Origin of the sequence: uncultured Campylobacter sp. (assembly GCF_937921625.1) — a bacterium.
Taxonomy (GTDB): Bacteria; Campylobacterota; Campylobacteria; order Campylobacterales; family Campylobacteraceae; genus Campylobacter_B.
Window position 1 is genome coordinate 24,794 of the sequence record NZ_CAKZTI010000005.1, and the last position, 16,079, is coordinate 40,872.

At 47.1% G+C, this 16,079-nt stretch carries 13 protein-coding genes and 1 tRNA gene; 10 read left to right on the forward strand and 4 right to left on the reverse strand.

Going from position 1 to position 16,079, the window contains the following annotated elements; translation table 11 throughout:
- The first annotated feature begins 4 nt into the window (after positions 1–4).
- From Q0101_RS00580 to Q0101_RS00595, 4 genes are all read left to right on the forward strand, one after another.
- Positions 5–2,959, forward strand: coding sequence for an acyl-CoA dehydratase activase (locus Q0101_RS00580; RefSeq protein ID WP_297941439.1), 2,955 nt, complete (start codon positions 5–7; stop codon positions 2,957–2,959).
- Complete coding sequence (locus tag Q0101_RS00585; RefSeq protein WP_297941441.1) at positions 2,959–4,176, forward strand: 2-hydroxyacyl-CoA dehydratase; 1,218 nt, start codon at positions 2,959–2,961, stop codon at positions 4,174–4,176. Before Q0101_RS00580 ends, Q0101_RS00585 begins: the two co-directional genes overlap by 1 nt.
- Entirely contained in the window at positions 4,154–4,315 is a 162-nt protein-coding gene (locus Q0101_RS00590; RefSeq protein WP_297941442.1) for a hypothetical protein, read from the forward strand. Before Q0101_RS00585 ends, Q0101_RS00590 begins: the two co-directional genes overlap by 23 nt.
- 234 nt (positions 4,316–4,549) lie before the next feature.
- On the forward strand, positions 4,550–5,179 hold the full coding sequence (locus Q0101_RS00595) for a hypothetical protein (protein WP_297941443.1): 630 nt from the start codon (positions 4,550–4,552) through the stop codon (positions 5,177–5,179).
- A gap of 51 nt (positions 5,180–5,230) precedes the next feature.
- On the opposite strand, the gene Q0101_RS00600 is transcribed toward Q0101_RS00595, so the two are convergent.
- The 3 genes from Q0101_RS00600 to Q0101_RS00610 all read right to left on the reverse strand — a co-directional run bounded on the left by Q0101_RS00600 (position 5,231) and on the right by Q0101_RS00610 (position 7,240).
- Positions 5,231–5,321, reverse strand: a tRNA-Ser gene (locus Q0101_RS00600).
- 630 nt (positions 5,322–5,951) lie between these two features.
- Entirely contained in the window at positions 5,952–6,368 is a 417-nt protein-coding gene (locus Q0101_RS00605; protein ID WP_005873147.1) for a polymer-forming cytoskeletal protein, read from the reverse strand.
- A complete protein-coding gene (locus tag Q0101_RS00610; RefSeq protein WP_366112458.1) occupies positions 6,320–7,240 on the reverse strand; it encodes a M23 family metallopeptidase in 921 nt (306 codons plus the stop codon). Before Q0101_RS00610 ends, Q0101_RS00605 begins: the two co-directional genes overlap by 49 nt.
- Positions 7,241–7,405: 165 nt before the next feature.
- On the opposite strand from Q0101_RS00610, the gene Q0101_RS00615 reads away from it, so the two are divergent.
- Positions 7,406–7,849 (forward strand): DNA starvation/stationary phase protection protein, encoded by a 444-nt coding sequence (locus Q0101_RS00615; RefSeq protein ID WP_297902213.1) that lies wholly within the window; start codon positions 7,406–7,408, stop codon positions 7,847–7,849.
- Between the two features lie 543 nt (positions 7,850–8,392).
- Here the strand turns inward: Q0101_RS00615 and Q0101_RS00620 are convergent.
- Positions 8,393–8,749, reverse strand: a complete 357-nt coding sequence (locus Q0101_RS00620; RefSeq protein WP_291939653.1) for a histidine triad nucleotide-binding protein — start codon at positions 8,747–8,749, stop codon at positions 8,393–8,395.
- Positions 8,750–8,878: 129 nt separating this feature from the next.
- Here Q0101_RS00620 and pheS point away from each other — a divergent pair, with 129 nt between their 5' ends.
- The 5 genes from pheS to Q0101_RS00645 all read left to right on the forward strand — a co-directional run bounded on the left by pheS (position 8,879) and on the right by Q0101_RS00645 (position 16,078).
- Positions 8,879–9,874 carry a phenylalanine--tRNA ligase subunit alpha gene (pheS, locus tag Q0101_RS00625; RefSeq protein ID WP_297902218.1) on the forward strand — a complete coding sequence of 332 codons (996 nt, stop codon included), beginning with the start codon at positions 8,879–8,881 and terminating at the stop codon, positions 9,872–9,874.
- The gene (gene pheT, locus Q0101_RS00630; protein ID WP_297941446.1) at positions 9,871–12,201 is read left to right on the forward strand and encodes a phenylalanine--tRNA ligase subunit beta; all 2,331 of its coding nucleotides are present in this window, start codon (positions 9,871–9,873) and stop codon (positions 12,199–12,201) included. Before pheS ends, pheT begins: the two co-directional genes overlap by 4 nt.
- On the forward strand, positions 12,198–13,472 hold the full coding sequence (gene aroA / locus Q0101_RS00635; protein WP_297941448.1) for a 3-phosphoshikimate 1-carboxyvinyltransferase: 1,275 nt from the start codon (positions 12,198–12,200) through the stop codon (positions 13,470–13,472). Before pheT ends, aroA begins: the two co-directional genes overlap by 4 nt.
- On the forward strand, positions 13,462–14,298 hold the full coding sequence (locus Q0101_RS00640) for a 4-hydroxy-3-methylbut-2-enyl diphosphate reductase (RefSeq protein ID WP_297941449.1): 837 nt from the start codon (positions 13,462–13,464) through the stop codon (positions 14,296–14,298). The genes aroA and Q0101_RS00640 overlap by 11 nt, the downstream gene beginning before the upstream one ends.
- Before the next feature lie 112 nt (positions 14,299–14,410).
- Positions 14,411–16,078 carry a 30S ribosomal protein S1 gene (locus Q0101_RS00645; RefSeq protein ID WP_297941450.1) on the forward strand — a complete coding sequence of 556 codons (1,668 nt, stop codon included), beginning with the start codon at positions 14,411–14,413 and terminating at the stop codon, positions 16,076–16,078.
- The last annotated feature ends 1 nt before the right edge of the window (position 16,079 follow it).

Sequence of the window (16,079 nt, forward strand, 5' to 3'; positions counted from 1 at the left end):
AGATGTGATTTTTTTAGGCATTGACGTAGGATCAACCACTGTTAAAACGGTAGTTTTAAACGAAAAATATGAAATTTTAAGCAAGAGCTACGAGAGGCATTTAGCAAAGCCCAAAGAGCTGGTACTGGATAAAATTTTGCAAATCCAAAAAACCTACGCGAGCGAGCAATTCAGCGTCGCCATAGCGGGTTCAGCTGGCATGGGTATCGCCAAAAATTGTAAAATTCCGTTTGTCCAAGAGGTTTTCGCTACCTCGCTCGGCGTCAAGCGGATGTTTCCAAAGACCGATGTCGTCATTGAGCTCGGCGGCGAGGATGCTAAAATTTTATTTCTCACGGGCGGACTTGAAGAGCGTATGAACGGCTCGTGTGCGGGCGGTACCGGCGCATTTATCGACCAGATGACCAATCTTTTGCATCTGGATATTACGGAGCTTGACCGTCTAAGCTTTGCAGCTAATAAAATTTACCCGATCGCCTCACGCTGCGGCGTGTTCGCCAAAAGTGATATCCAGCCGCTACTAAATCAGGGCGTACGCAAGGAAGATATCAGCGCCAGTATCTACGCCGCTGTCGTCGAGCAGACGATCTCGGGGCTTGCTCAGGGGCGCGAGGTTAAGGGCAATATCCTGTTTCTAGGCGGTCCGTTGTTTTTCCTAAAAGGCCTTCAGGCGCGCTTTAAAGAGGTGCTAAAACTCACCGACGAAACCGCGACCTTCCCCGACATCGCGCCTTATTTCGTGGCTTACGGCAGCGCGCTGTACGCAAAGGATACGGGCGAGACTCTAAATTTAGAGGAAACGATCGCGCTTTTGAAAAAGGAGCCCGACAGAACCGCGCTGGAAGCCGAGCCGCCGCTTTTCAAAGACAGAGCGGAATTTGACGAGTTCATCGCTCGCCATGCCCGCGCGAGCGTGCCTAAGGTGGATATCCACACCTACAGTGGAGATGCATATTTGGGCGTGGATTGCGGCAGTACTACGATCAAGGTCGTGTTGATGGGCGCAAACTATGAGCTGCTGTATAAATTTTACTCCTCCAATAAAGGCGATCCCGTCGATATCCTGCTGCCGCGTCTTAAGGAGTTATACGATCTTTGCGAAGGCCGCATCAAAATCAAGGGTAGCGGTGTTACCGGCTATGGCGAGGATCTCATTAAAACCGCCTTTCGCTTCGATTACGGTATCGTCGAGACGATCGCGCATTATAGCGCCGCACGCCACTTCAATCCAAAGGTCGATTTCATCATAGACATTGGCGGTCAGGACATCAAGTGTTTCTCTATTAAAGATGGCAATATTGATTCTATCGTGCTAAATGAAGCGTGTAGCTCGGGCTGCGGCTCGTTTTTACAGACCTTTTCAAATTCTTTAGGCTACGACATCAAAGATTTTGCGAATTTAGCTCTTTTTGCGACCCATCCCGCTAAGCTTGGTAGCCGCTGCACGGTCTTTATGAACTCCTCAGTTAAGCAGGCTCAAAAGGACGGCGCTACGATCGAGGACATCAGCGCGGGCCTTGCTATTAGCGTCATAAAAAATGCGATTTACAAGGTTATCCGCGTGCGAAATGCCGACGATTTGGGTCAAAACATCGTAGTGCAGGGCGGGACATTTTTAAACAACGCCGTGCTGCGCGCGTTTGAAAAAGAGCTCGGCAAGGACGTGATCCGTCTAGATATCAGCGAGCTTATGGGTGCATACGGCGCGGCGCTTTTTGCCAAAAATAACGCAAACGAGCGCACCGATATGATCAGTCGTGCAGAGCTTGAAAATTTCACTCATCGCAGCGAATTTAGCGTCTGCAAGCTCTGTACGAACAAATGCCCGCTTACGATCAGCTACTTCGGCGATACTAAATTCGTCTCGGGAAATAAGTGCGAGCGCGGCGCGGGCAAGGAGATCCGCCACGACATTACGAATTTATTTGAGTTTAAAAACGAGCTTTTGAAAAAATATCGCAAGCCGCCGAAGCAAGACGCACCGCGGGTCGGAATTCCGTTTGTTTTGAATATGTTCGAGATGATCCCGTTTTGGAGTGCGTTTTTTGAAAATTTAGGCATGAGCGTCGTGCTGTCGCAAAAGCCGCGAAAAGAGACGCTGTTTTTGGCAAGCCAAAGTATACCGAGCGATACCGTCTGCTACCCGGCTAAAAGCGTGCACGGCCACATCTACGATCTGCTAAATAAGAGCGTCGATTTTATCTTTTATCCGTGTATGAGCTACAGCCTGGATGAAAATATCAGCGAGAACTGCTACAACTGCCCCGTAGTCGCATACTATCCCGAACTGATACGCGCGAACGTAGGTGCGCTGGAGGAGAAAAAATTTCTCTATCCGCACGTGGATCTTAATATGCAAGATTCGTTTTGCAAAACGATGCAGGCTGAGCTTGCGGACGCTGGGTATAAATTTCATTCCGACGCTGTGAAAAACGCCGTCTTGCAAGGCCTTAAGGAGCTGCAAAACTATAAAAATACCGTTTTAATAAAAGGCGAGGAGACCCTAAAGGAGATCAATGCAAGCGGCATGCCTGCCATCGTGCTAGCGGGTCGTCCGTATCATATCGACAAGACGATCAACCACGGCATCGATCGCTATCTAAATTCCTTGGGCTTTATAGTGCTTAGCGAGGACGCACTGCCACTTAGCAGGGTACAGACGAAAAGCCTTAATCAATGGACCTACCACGCCAGGCTTTATAGCGCGGCGCGGTTCGTCTGTAAATACCCGCGCATGCAGCTGGTGCAGCTAGTTAGCTTCGGCTGCGGGATCGATGCGATCACGGGCGACGAGGTGCGCGACATACTGCGCCAAAACGGTAAAATTTACACTCAACTTAAAATCGACGAGGTTACGAACCTAGGTGCGGTTAAGATCCGTCTGCGTAGCCTAAAAGCGACTATGATAGAGCGCGAAAGGCAAGGCGCGCAACAAGAAGCAAGAAAGGATGCGCGCTAATGTTTGCTAAATTTACAAAAGATATGAAAGCCACCCACACGATCCTAATCCCCACGATGATTGATCCGCATTTTCGCTTTATGCAAGGCGTGCTGCGCGACGAGGGCTATAAGAGCGTCTTGCTCGGCGAAAATCGTCAAAATATCGTCGAGGAAGGGCTTCGCAGTGTGCATAACGACATGTGCTACCCCGCGCTGCTCGTCATCGGGCAGTTTATCGACGCGCTAAAAAGCGGCGAGTTTGATACGCACAAAGTAGCGCTTCTCATCAGCCAAACGGGCGGCGGCTGCAGAGCGAGCAACTACATAAATTTGCTTCGCAAAGCGCTTGAGGACAGCGGCTTTAGCTACGTCCCCGCGATCTCGTTAAATTTCGGCTCGCTAGATGAGAATGAATTTAGCCTCGGCAAAAAATCGCTTCTAAAGCTCTTTGCCGCGATATTTTACGGCGATTTGATGATGGGGCTGTATAATCAGTGCAAGCCCTACGAAAAGATCAAAAACCAAACGAATGAAATTTACGAATTCTGCGCCGAGCGGATCAAAAATTTGACCGATCAAAGATCGTTTTTCAATCTCAAGAAAAATTTCAAATTTATCCTCTCGCAGTTCGCTAAAATCGAGCGCGACGATAAGCCGCGAGTAAAAGTGGGCATCGTGGGCGAAATTTATCTTAAATATTCGCCCATCGGCAACAACGGCCTAAACGCCTACCTCATCCGCGAAAACGCCGAGCCCGTCAATACGGGGCTGATGGACTTCGTGCTTACCTGCATCTACGACGCCGTTTACGACAAGCAGCTCTACGGCAAGGGTGGCGTGGCGTATTACGGCTCGCTTGCGGTCGCTAAAGTAGTGGAATTTTTCCAGCGCATGATGATTAAGCAGATGAAGCGCTTCGGCTTTCGCGCGCCGAGCCCATTTAGCGAGGTTCGCGCCGCCGCCGACGGCTACATCGGTCACGGCGTGAAGATGGGCGAGGGTTGGCTGCTGACGGCGGAGATGGTCGAGTTTATGCGCCACGGCATACAAAACGTCGTGTGCGCGCAGCCCTTCGGTTGCCTGCCAAACCACATTATTGCGCGCGGAATGATCCGAAAGATCAAACAGAACTACCCGCAAGCAAACATCGCCGCTATCGACTACGACCCGGGCGCAAGCGCAGTAAATCAGGAAAACCGCATAAAGCTGATGCTTGCTAACGCAAATCGAAAGTAGCGCGCCGCATATCAAAAAGGGCTTTGGAATTTTAAATTCTAAAGCCTGTCGTAAAATTTTAAAATTTAAAAGCAAGCTCGCGATGACGGTTAAATTTTTGACGCACAAATGGCTCGCTTCCTTTCGCGAAATTTCCTAGAGATTTTAAAATTTTAAATCTCGATAGCGCTCTTGTGCTTCTTTTACCTCTTCCGCGCATTCCGGCTTCAGTTCTTGTGAAATCTCATCGGAATTTCATAAAAGTCCGCGCGAAATTCTACGCGTCGCCGTCGCGAAATTTCGCGCAGAATCCCATTTTGCCACGTCATAAAATTCCACTCTCATTAAGGCAAAATTTAATACAATCCGTCTTTAAATTTTACGAAGGAAGTTTATGAAATTTTGGATTTGCGGCGTGGTTTTGGCACTATGCTGTGGAGTTTTTAGCGGATGCGCGAGTAAGAATTTGCCGGGCTACATGCAAGGGCGCGAGCATATCATCGCTATGAGCGTGGCGTCCGGCGGTCAGCTGCGTATGAGTGGTGAGATTTACGATTATGTATTTGATGCGAATCTTAGCGCCGTGCGCGCCAAGGTCGCAAGTCTGGCGTCGCTGAATAAAGACGCGATAAGGCGCAACGTAAGCATGCTCACGATCGACAGATATAACGAGGGTAGCGATGCTGCGTATATCCAGCATGAAATCGAGCTTGTAAAATACGATCTACCGCTATCCGTGCAGGCTAAGCTGATGGACGACCCAGAGCAGCTGGAGCCCGCGTATAGTTCTACGTTTCGCTACTCTTATCTGATCGAAGGCAAATATTTTAAGCGCTTAAAAGATCACGACGAGCTGCGCAGATCGCACCGCCTAAGCGTGCCGATCGAGTACCCTGCGCGTATAGCGGTCGATAGCGGGATCAAAAGCGAGCGCGATGCGAAAATGGATACCGATATACAAGGACTCATCGTAATGCCGCTAATGATGCCGGTGCTGCTTTTAGGCAGTATCCTAGACGGCTAAAATCGATTGAATCACGGAAGTGAAATTTTATTGATTTAAATTCTAAAATAGTGGCGGACAGAGAGGGATTTGAACCCTCGAGCCCCGGTTAGAAGCTGCACCCTTAGCAGGGGTGTGGTTTCGGCCACTCACCCATCTGTCCACAAAAAGAAATTGCATTATACATAACTAATCTAATAATGGGCTTAAATTAGCTCAGCTCGCAGAATTTATCACCGCGCGGATATTTTAAGCTGGTGGCACAAAGAGCTATAATGAGTCAAAACATTCGGCGTAGATAATTTATACTTGCTTACATAGCTTCTGCGAAACTTGAAACTTACGCGAGCTTTTAAAGCCTGTGCGAGTAAAAAATTTGCGTCCATGCGTTATTTTGCGGCGAAATTTTAAAATTTTAAATTCAGTCGGGCGCGAATTTTAAAATCCGGCTTACAAGCAAAATTTAAAAACCCCGTGTAAGCGCAAAATTTTGGAATTTAGAGTTTTACGATTTACGTAACTATGAGATTTTAAGCATAGTTAAGCTTTAAAATTTTGAAAATTTTAAAATATAAAAATTTCAATAATTTTGGTTGCGAGGATCTTAAAATTTGGAATTTTTTAAAATTCTAAATTTTAAGATTGAAGACACTCTAAGATTACGCAAATATAAAAGCCTTAAAAATTCTAAGAATTCCAAAGGCTAGAAATTCTAAAATTTCAATATCAATCAGATTCTAAAACCCCGTTAGCTAAAGTGTTTTAAATTCCAAGAATTCTAAATGTGCGCGATTTATTCGCCTAGAGCTTTGTCGATGAGCTTGACGTCTTCGCTTGCGCTACCGTCGATGACTAGGGCTTGATCGCCGCCACTTACAGCGCTTTTTCCATTAAATTTTGCGCCGACTTCGATGCCGAAGCTTTGCGATAGCACATCGCCTACGAGCACACCGCCGCCTAGCAGCTCGACGAGCTCGGCTTCGATATTGCCGAAAAATTTGCCGCTGATTACGATATGTTTGGCCCTGATCGAGCCGCGCGCGGTACCATTTTTACCGATGACGACGGTGTTATCGGAGATCACGTCGCCTTCGACATTGCCATCGATATGCAAAATGCACGACAGGTGCAGCTCTCCTTTGATGAGCGTGCCTGACGAGATTATTGTTGTTTGAGCGGTGTTTGCATCGCCTTTATTAAAGATTGCCATGGGACATCTTCCTCCTTAGTAAAAATTTCTTTGTAATTTTTTTCGTTCCAGTTGATAAAATTTAGCGGATCTAGCGGTAGCTGTAAAAATCTAATCTCGTAGTGCAGATGAGGTCCGGTGCTAAGCCCGGTGTTGCCGCTAAAAGCGATAAGATCGCCTTTGTTTACAAACTCGCCTACTTTGCGAGTTAAATTTGAATCCAAATGCGCATATCGTGTCGTAAAGCCGTAGTTGTGGCGAATCTCGACTAGATTGCCGTAGCCAGTAGCACCCGCGCCGCTGTATTGGATGATGCCGTCTGCAGGCGCGTAGATAGGCGTTTTAGGCGGCGTACGTAGATCAACGCCCGGGTGAAACTGCTTGCGCTTTAAGATGGGATGGTTGCGCCAGCCGAATTTCTCGCTGAGCTGATAAGTGCGCATTACCCTGCCGTTTGGGATCTGCATAAAAATTTCTTTTATCAGCGCGTCGGAGAATTTTTCGTTGATGATCTTTTGTGCGCGCTCTTTGATCTCTTGTTCGGAAGTAGGCTTGATGTGAGATAGGCGGTCGATCGCGCGCTCATCCTCCTCGGGATCAAGCCCAAACTGATGCTCCAAATCCGAAATTTTACCCTCGATGGCTTCAAATTCCATCTGACTTGCCGCGATACCGTCGCGAAGTTTTTGATTTAGCTCGTTAAGCTCGGTTTTGGTTCGCGAAAGGCTATCGATTTTAGAGCCCAGATACCTGATATATAGCGCACCCGTGACGAAAACGGTAAAAACAAATAGCACCAAATATAACGCGATCTTTTTGATGATTTGCGAAAGCAAAAAATTCCTAGAGCCATTAAGGTCGGTTATAGTTATCATAAATTTGTTTTTCATAATGCGGCATTATAATGCAGCATAGCTGAAATTTCAAAAAAATTGTAGATAAATTTAAAAGCTATTTAATTTTAAAATTTCACTAAAAGATAAAATTTATTACTTAGTATAATTATAATTTAAGCAAATCTTGCTATAATTACAGCAATTTTAAATAAAGGAGACACAATGTCAAAAACAGTAAAACAACTAAACAAACTTCAGGCGGACGCTCATGCGTTCTTTGTTGCATTCCACGATTATCACTGGAATGTTAAGGGCTTACAATTCGCGCAGGTTCACGCTTACACTGAGAAAGCATACGACGAGATGGGCGAGCTCTTCGACGATATGGCCGAGCGCGCGCTTCAAATAGGTGGCAAGGCCGTAACTAAGGCTAAGGATCTAATTGAGCTTTCAAAAGACGCTCCAATTAGCGTAAAAGATAGCTATAGCGTATCTGAGGTACTCGAGGATGTTAAAAAAGCCTATGAGTATTTAGTAAAAGAATTTAAAAAGCTTCAAGAGATTGCTGAGGAGGAGGGCGACGATACGACTTCAAATATTGCGCAGGATCACTACGGCGATTATGAAAAACGCCTATGGATGCTAAGCTCAATGCTAAGCAAATAATCCTTGCAAATCCTTTCAAAATTTTTAGGGGCGCATGCCCCTAAAATCTATTAAAGTTAATATTGAAATTCCAAGAAATTTTAAAATTCTAAGATTATAATTTCACGCTAAAATTTTAAATTATGCTTGAAAACTAAAGCCGAATCGCTCATTCAAAGCAAAATTCATGTAGGTTTTAAATTCCATATCGTTGAAATCTAACTCATTCGCCATTAAAATCATAACTCTTTTTATAAAGCTCGGTTTCATTTAAAATTTTGCCGCGTCGTTAAAATTTCTTGTCGATTTCAAATTTGAAATTCTAAGAGCTAAAGCTTTGCAGCTCAAGAATGGCATTTGCTAAGAGATCGTCTGTGATAAATTTATATTTCTTTTTAGCGTCTGATGATAAATTTTAGCTTGTAGTTTTACTATTTTGATTATTTTTAAAACCTCGGTGCTTATAAATGAAGCGGAATTTTAAAAATTTCAAAGAATTTCGCAAATTCCGTAAAATTTTGCAATTTCACGGAATTTTAGTTTTTATAGAATTAAGCTCTAGCCTTAAAAATTCTCTTCGGTATTTCGGTCGCTTACGCGGTCCCACGGCAGCTTCATTCCGCCCAGGATGTGGAAGTGCAGGTGCATCACCTCTTGACCTCCGTTTTCGCCGCAGTTGCAAACGAGACGGTATCCGCTCTTATCAAGCCCCATTTTGCGAGTTACTTCTTGGATGAAAGCGCTCATCTTCGCCATCACCTCGGGAGGCGTTACTTGGAAGTTTTCGTAGCATTTTTTAGGGATAGCCAGGATGTGGATAGGCGCTTTTGGATTGATGTCGTGGAATGCCAAAAATTCATCGTTCTCTAACACTTTGTTGCACGGGATTTCGCCGTTTACGATCTTTTCAAAGACGTTCATTTTAGATCCTTTTATGAGGTTGAAATTTAGCCGCGATTATAGCCAAAAAATCCAAACACGCAAATTTACCTAGCTTTTATCAAATTTTAACTACAATCGCGCCATTAAATTTAACCACAAGGATAGAATTTGCAAGAGATTAAAGCAAAAATCGACGCCGCATCGAGCCTAAGCGAGCTGGAAGCCGTGCGCTTGGAGCTTTTCGGCAAAAAAGGCATCATAACGGCGCTTTTTTCCGAGCTCAAATCCGCAGCGCCCGAGCAGAAAAAAGAGCTTGCCGTAAGCGCGAATGAAAAGCGCGATTATTTCAGCGAGCTCATCGCCGCAAAAAAGGCGAGCCTGGAAGAGGCGGAGCAAAAAGAGGCGATGAAAAATGAAGCGAGCGACGTCACGCTTTTTAACGAAAACGTAAGCTGCGGCGCGCTGCATCCGGTGATGGAGACGATGGATAAGATCATTGACTACTTCATCGCGCAAAATTTCAGCGTCGAAAGCGGCCCGCTCATCGAGGATGACTTCCATAATTTCGAGGCGCTAAATTTACCCAAATACCACCCTGCACGCGATATGCAAGATACGTTTTATCTAAATGACGGGCGGCTATTGCGCACGCACACCAGCGGCGTTCAGATTCGCACGATGGAGAAATTTAAAGCTCCACCGGTGCGCATGATCGCTCCCGGTGCGGTATTTCGCCGCGATATGGATCTAACCCACACGCCGATGTTTCATCAAGTGGAGGGTCTCGTAGTCGAGCAGGGCGATCGGGTGAGCTTTGCAAATTTAAAATACGTTTTAGAGGAATTTTTGCGCTATATGTTTGGAGATGTAAAGGTGCGTTTCCGCCCGAGCTTCTTTCCTTTTACGGAGCCAAGCACCGAAGTCGATATTAGCTGTATTTTCTGCCACGGCGAGGGATGCCGCGTCTGTAAGCAGACGGGCTGGCTCGAGGTGCTAGGCAGCGGCGTGGTCGATCCTAACGTCTTTAAGGCGGTGGGCTGGAAAAACGTCAGCGGATACGCATTCGGGCTCGGCGTCGAGCGCTTCGCGATGCTGCTACATGGCATACCCGATCTGCGCTCGCTATTTGAAGGCGATATTAGATTATTGGAGCAGTTTAAATGATAATAACGAGAAATTGGTTGCAGGAGTGGATCGACATAAGCGAAATTTCAAGCGAAAGGCTACTTTCTACGCTAAATTCCATCGGTCTGGAGGTTGACGCTCACGATAAAATTTCACTTCCTAAAGGCGTCGTAGTAGGACTCGTAAAAAGCAAGCGTCGTCACGAAAATTCTGATCATCTCAATGTTTGCGAGGTTGATGTCGGTAAGCAGAGCCTGCAGATCGTCTGCGGCGCGAAAAATGTTGAGGCAGGACAATATGTCGCGGTTAGCCTCGTCGGCGCCGTGCTGCCTAGCGGTCTTGAGATAAAGCCTGCCAAACTTCGCGGCGTGGAGAGCTTTGGCATGATCTGTTCGGCAACCGAGCTTGGACTTGCTAAGACGAATGACGGCATTATGGTGCTTGATAGCAGTATCGGCGAGCTCGTGCTGGGCAAGGAGCTGCGCGAGTATGAAATTTTTAACGACGATCTTATCGAGATCGAGCTTACCGCTAATCGCGGCGACTGCCTTAGCATCTTAGGCATAGCGCGCGATCTAGGCGCAGCGCTTGATCTGCCGTTAAAGGAAAAGCATGAATTTGAAGATGCCGACGGAGCGCCTGGTATCGGTAGAATTTTAAGCGTGCGTGCAAGCGATGAGGTAAGCGCTAAATTTGCTTTTCGAGCTTATGAGATCAAAGGCGAGCTGAAGTTAAATTTAAAGCAGACCTTGCGTCTTGCAAGCGTTGGTATTTTGCAAAGCTGCGCGGTGCAAAATTTCATCAACTACGCTACTCATTCTACCGGAGTATTGCTGCGCGCTTATGATTTTGAAAAGATCGCTTCCGCAGATGGCAAGGTAGCGCTTGACATAAAGCCTATGCCAAACGGCGAGTTCGGCGTTTATGCGGGCAAGAGACTGCTTAGCGTAGCAGGGATTTGCCAAGACGCGGAGCTAAAGGCGTGTTGCAGTAGCAAAGTGGTGCTATTAGAGGCAAACTATACCGCGCCACTAATTATCGCCAGAGCAGTAAACGAAAACAAAAGCCTAAAGGGTGACGAGCATGTGTATCGCTCAAGTAGAGGCAGCGAGCCAAAGCTTAGGCTGGGGCTAGATCTGCTATTTAGATTGCTACTTAAAAATAAAGCCGTGAGCCTATATGCGGGCACACAAAAGATTTCAAATGCTTTGGAGCCGCTTATCGTGGGCTTTAGCGAAAAAGAGATAAACTCAATGATCGGCGCGCAAATTCCACGCGATAAGATTGTAAAAATTTTAAAAAGACTGGGCTTTGATGTGGGCGTCGAAGCCGATCTCATCACCGCCAAGGTGCCGCCTTTCCGCCACGATATCGTAAATTCCCACGACGTGTGCGAGGAGATCGTGCGTATCGTAGGCATCGATAATATCGCCGCCGCGCCGCTAAGCTTCTACGAAAAAAACCGCCTAAACGATACCTACGTAAATTTACAAAACGGGCGCAAGCTTCGCAGCAAGGCGGCAGCAGTGGGATTTTTCGAGTGCGTACATTATGTATTTGACGACGGCAAGGCGCTAGAAAGCTTAGGCTTTGCGCCGTGCAAGGTTAAAATTTTAAATCCGATCAACGGCGAGCTGGACGCGCTAAGACCGACGCTCATTAATCATCTGCTGGAATCTGCTGAGCGAAATTTAAAGAATTCCCGCAGAAGCGTTAAGCTTTTTGAGCTAGGCGAGGTCTTTGACGAAAGCGGCGCGCAGAGCCTAAGGCTGGGCTTTATCGCTAGCGGATTAAAGGCGGAGCCCTCTATCGCTGCCGGCGCAAAACCCGCTGCGGTGGATTTTTTGTATTTTGCAAATTTAATCCAAAGCGTCATCGGCAAATTTAGAGTTAGGCTGCCTGGCGAAAATTTGAAATTTTTAAGTGAATTCGAGCAAGCTCAGATCGAGCAAGACGGCGAGATAGTGGGCTTTATCGGGCGCGTGGATTACGCCGTAGAAGCGGGGCGCGATCTGGATAAAAGCTATCTGTGCGAGATCGATTTTTCCAAGCTTAAATTTAAAAATATCGTAGCGGACGCTTATTCGAAGTTCCCTAGCGTATCGCGCGATCTAAGTATTTTGGTGCCGAGCGGAATGCGCTTCGAGCAGATCAAGCAGTGCATAGACGCCCTTAAAATCGAGGCGCTAAAGGAATTTATCCCGAGCGATCTTTACGGCGACGAAAGCCTGGGCGATTCAAAGAGCCTGACGATCAGGCTTGTATTTCAAGACCTTCAAAAAACGCTCTGCGATGAGGAAGTAGCGGGCTTTACCGATAAAATTTTAGCCGCTCTTAGCAGCGAGCTAGGGCTTGGGCTGCGATGAGAATTTTTGCGCAAGCGGGCCCTTTGCGAGCGGAGATTTCAAACATCGCCGCGGATAAATCAATCTCGCATCGCGCGGCGATCTTTTCGCTGCTAGCGGAGGGAACGAGTAAAATTTCAAACTATCTAGCCGCCGAGGATACGCTAAATACGCTAAAGATCGTGGAGCTTTTGGGCGCTTGCGTGCAGCGCGACGCTAGCGAAATTTTAATCACTCCGCCGGAGGTTATCAAAGAGCCTAACGTCCCGCTTGATTGCGGCAACTCTGGCACTGCAATGCGGCTATTTATGGGCTTTTTGGCGGGACGCGAGGGCTTTTTCGCGCTATGCGGCGATCGGTATCTAAGCGAGCGCCCGATGAGGCGCGTTGCGGATCCGCTTTGCAAAGTAGGCGCTAAAATTTACGGACGAGCAGGCGGCGAAAAGGCGCCTATCGCGGTGCTGGGGCAAAAGCTTGGGTATTTTGAATACGCGAGTAAAATTGCGTCCGCGCAGGTTAAGACTGCTCTTATTTTAGCAGCCTTGCGCGGCAGCGGATGTAAATTTAGCGAGCCCGAGCTTAGCCGCGATCACAGCGAGCGGATGCTAAAAGCGATGGGCGCGCAAATTTCGCGAAACGGACTTGCGATCGAAGTCGCGCCGCTTAGCTCGCCGCTTAAACCGCTTGAAATTTTTATCCCAAACGATCCAAGCTCGGCGTTTTTCTTCGCGGTCGCCGCAGCGATAACCCCGGGTTCGCGCATAGTGCTAAAAAATATGCTGTTAAACAAAACTCGCATAGAGGCGTATGAAATTTTAAAACGCATGGGCGCCGAGGTTAAATTTAATAAAACGAGCGAAATTTACGAGCAGATCGGCGATATAGAGGTTGCTTACGCGCCGCTTCACGCCGTAGAGGTGAGCGAAAATATCTCGTGGCTGATAGACGAGGCGCCTGCGCTTGCGATCGCCTTTGCTTGCGCACAGGGAAGTAGCGTGCTCAAAAATGCCGCCGAGCTGCGCGTGAAGGAGTGCGACCGCATAAAGGTAACCTGCGAAGGGCTTCGCGCCTGCGGTATTAAGGCGCGCGAGCTGCAGGACGGCTGGCAGATCGAAGGTGGCGAAGCAAACGCGGCGATCATCACGCCGTGTGGCGATCACCGCATCGCGATGAGCTTTGCGATTTTGGGCTTAAGATCGGGGATGATCATCGAAGATAGCGATTGTATCGCGACGTCGTTTCCGAATTTCGCCGCGATTTTAAGACAGATCGGAGCCGGCGTTGAAGATTGAGATGGCCAAAAGCTACGGCTTTTGCTTCGGCGTCAAGCGCGCGATCAAGATCGCAGAAAGCGCCGGCGAGGCCGCTACGATCGGCGAACTGATACATAACGCCGAAGAGATTAACCGTTTAAAACAAAATTTCGGCGTCAAAACCTTAGAGGGCGTTAACGAGATCAAGGACGAGCAAAAGCTCATCATCCGCACCCACGGCATCCAAAAGGACGATCTACAAAACCTAAAGGCGCAAAACAAGCAGCTCATCGACGCTACCTGCCCCTTTGTGACCAAGCCGCAGCAGATCGTAGAAAAGATGAGCGCGGAGGGCTATGATATCGTAATCTTCGGTGATAAAAATCATCCCGAGGTAAAGGGCGTGAAATCCTACGCAAAATCGCGCGTATTCGTGATCATGGATACGAAGGAACTGCAAGACGTCAAGCTCGGCTCGCGCGTCGCGCTCGTTTCGCAGACTACGAAAAAGATAGAAAGCTTTACCAAAATCGCGGATTTTTTGATGCAGCGCGCGAGGGAGCTGAGAATTTTTAATACGATTTGCAATGCGACGCTGGAAAATCAAGAAGCCGTAAAAAGCCTGTCGCAAAAGGCCGACGTGATGATAATCGTAGGCGGGAAAAATTCCTCCAACACCAAACAGCTTTTTTTAATTTCACAAAATTTTTGCAAAGACAGCTACCTTATAGAAAACGAAAGCGAGCTTGAGCGCTCGTGGTTTGAAAACAAAAGCCTCTGCGGCATCTCCGCAGGAGCCAGCACGCCTGATTGGATCATCAAAAAAGTGGTAGCTCGGATCGAAAGTCTAACGCAGAATTTATAAGCCCTCTTATCAAATTTACTCTTAGAAATTTATCAAATCGAAAGCAAATTTTAGCTAGAATCGCGCATTTTAGTTCTTTTCAAAAAAGCACAAATAAATTTAAAGGAAGCATATGGCTGAGGTGAACGAGAAGGTTCAAAACCACGCAGAGGAAGATTTTGCGACATTGTTAGAGGAGTATGACGCCGGGAAGTCTCGCGACGAGGTCGTCACAGGTAAGGTTATCGCCCTTAAGGACGGCGAGGTTTTCATAGACGTAGGCAGGAAGTCGGAGGGTATTTTAGATGCCGCCGAGGTGAGCGACGATCAAGGAAACCCGCAGGTTAATGTAGGAGATGACATCAAAGTCGCTATTATCGGAAGCAGAGGCGGTCGCCCGGTCGTATCGTATAAAAAGGCTCTAAAGAAGGAAAAAGTAAAGGCGTTCATCGACTCCTATGATGAAAACGCAGAGAATGTCTATGACGTTAAAATTCTATCATTTAATAAGGGCGGTTTCGTTTGCGCTAACGCAGATGATGTGGAATTTTTTATGCCTCGCTCGCAAAGCGCGCTTAAAAACCCAAATGGCGCCGTCGGTAAAAATTTCAAGGTAAAGATCATTAAAGTTGATAGAGATGAGCAAAGCATCGTCGTATCGCGCAAGAAGCTACTTGATGAGGATCGCAAAGCAAGCAAAGAGGCGATCGAGAAAGTAATCGCCACTGAGGGCATCATCGAAGGCGTCGTCAAAAAGATCACCACCTACGGTATGTTTGTAGACGTAGGCGGCGTGGACGGGCTCGTGCACTACAGCGAAATTTCATACAAAGGCCCGGTAAATCCGAGCTCGCTCTACAAAGAGGGCGATAAGGTTCCGGTTAAGGTTATCAAATACGATAACGATAAAAAGCATCTCTCTCTTTCGATCAAAGAGGCGATGCCCGATCCTTGGAACGAGATCAAAGATAGCCTGGAAGTGGGTGATACTATCCGCGTAAAAGTAAGTAATATCGAGCCTTACGGCGCGTTTGTCGATCTTGGCAACGACATCGAGGGCTTCTTGCATATCAGCGAAATTTCGTGGGATAAAAATATCAAAAATCCGAAAGATTTCATCAGCGAGGGCGAGGAGCTTGACGTCGAGGTCGTAGAGATCAACCCTAGCGAGCGCAGGCTGCGCGTGAGCCTTAAAAATTTACTTACTAAGCCTTTTGACGAGTTCGTTGCTAAGCATAAAGTAGGCGACGTGCTAAAAGGCAGCGTTACTACGATTACAAATTTCGGCGCGTTTGTGAGGATCGATGGCGTAGAGGGACTCTTGCATAACGAGGACGCTTCGTGGGATCGCGGCGAGAAGTGCAAAAATTTATTCAAAGTAGGCGACGAGATCGAAGTTAAAATCATCAAGATCGACAAAGATACTCAAAAAATTTCTCTAAATCACAAAGAGCTCGGCGATAGCCCTATTAGCGATTATGCTAAGAGCCACAATCAAGGCGATGTCGTAAAAGGCAAGATTCGCGATATTAAAGAGTTTGGAATTTTTGTCGAGCTCGGAGGTGGTATCGACGCGCTTATTCGCAAGGAAGATCTTGGCAATGTAAGCGTAGATAGCCTAAAAGTGGGCGACGAGATTGAAGCTGCGATCGCCTTCATCGACGAGAAGAAAAATAGAATTCGTCTAAGCGTGCGTAGGCTGGCTCATCAGAAGGAGCGCGAGGCGCTAAACGAGATCAATAGCAACGACGACGAGAAGCAAAGCCTAGGGGATCTAATCAAAGATCAACTAAATAAATAAT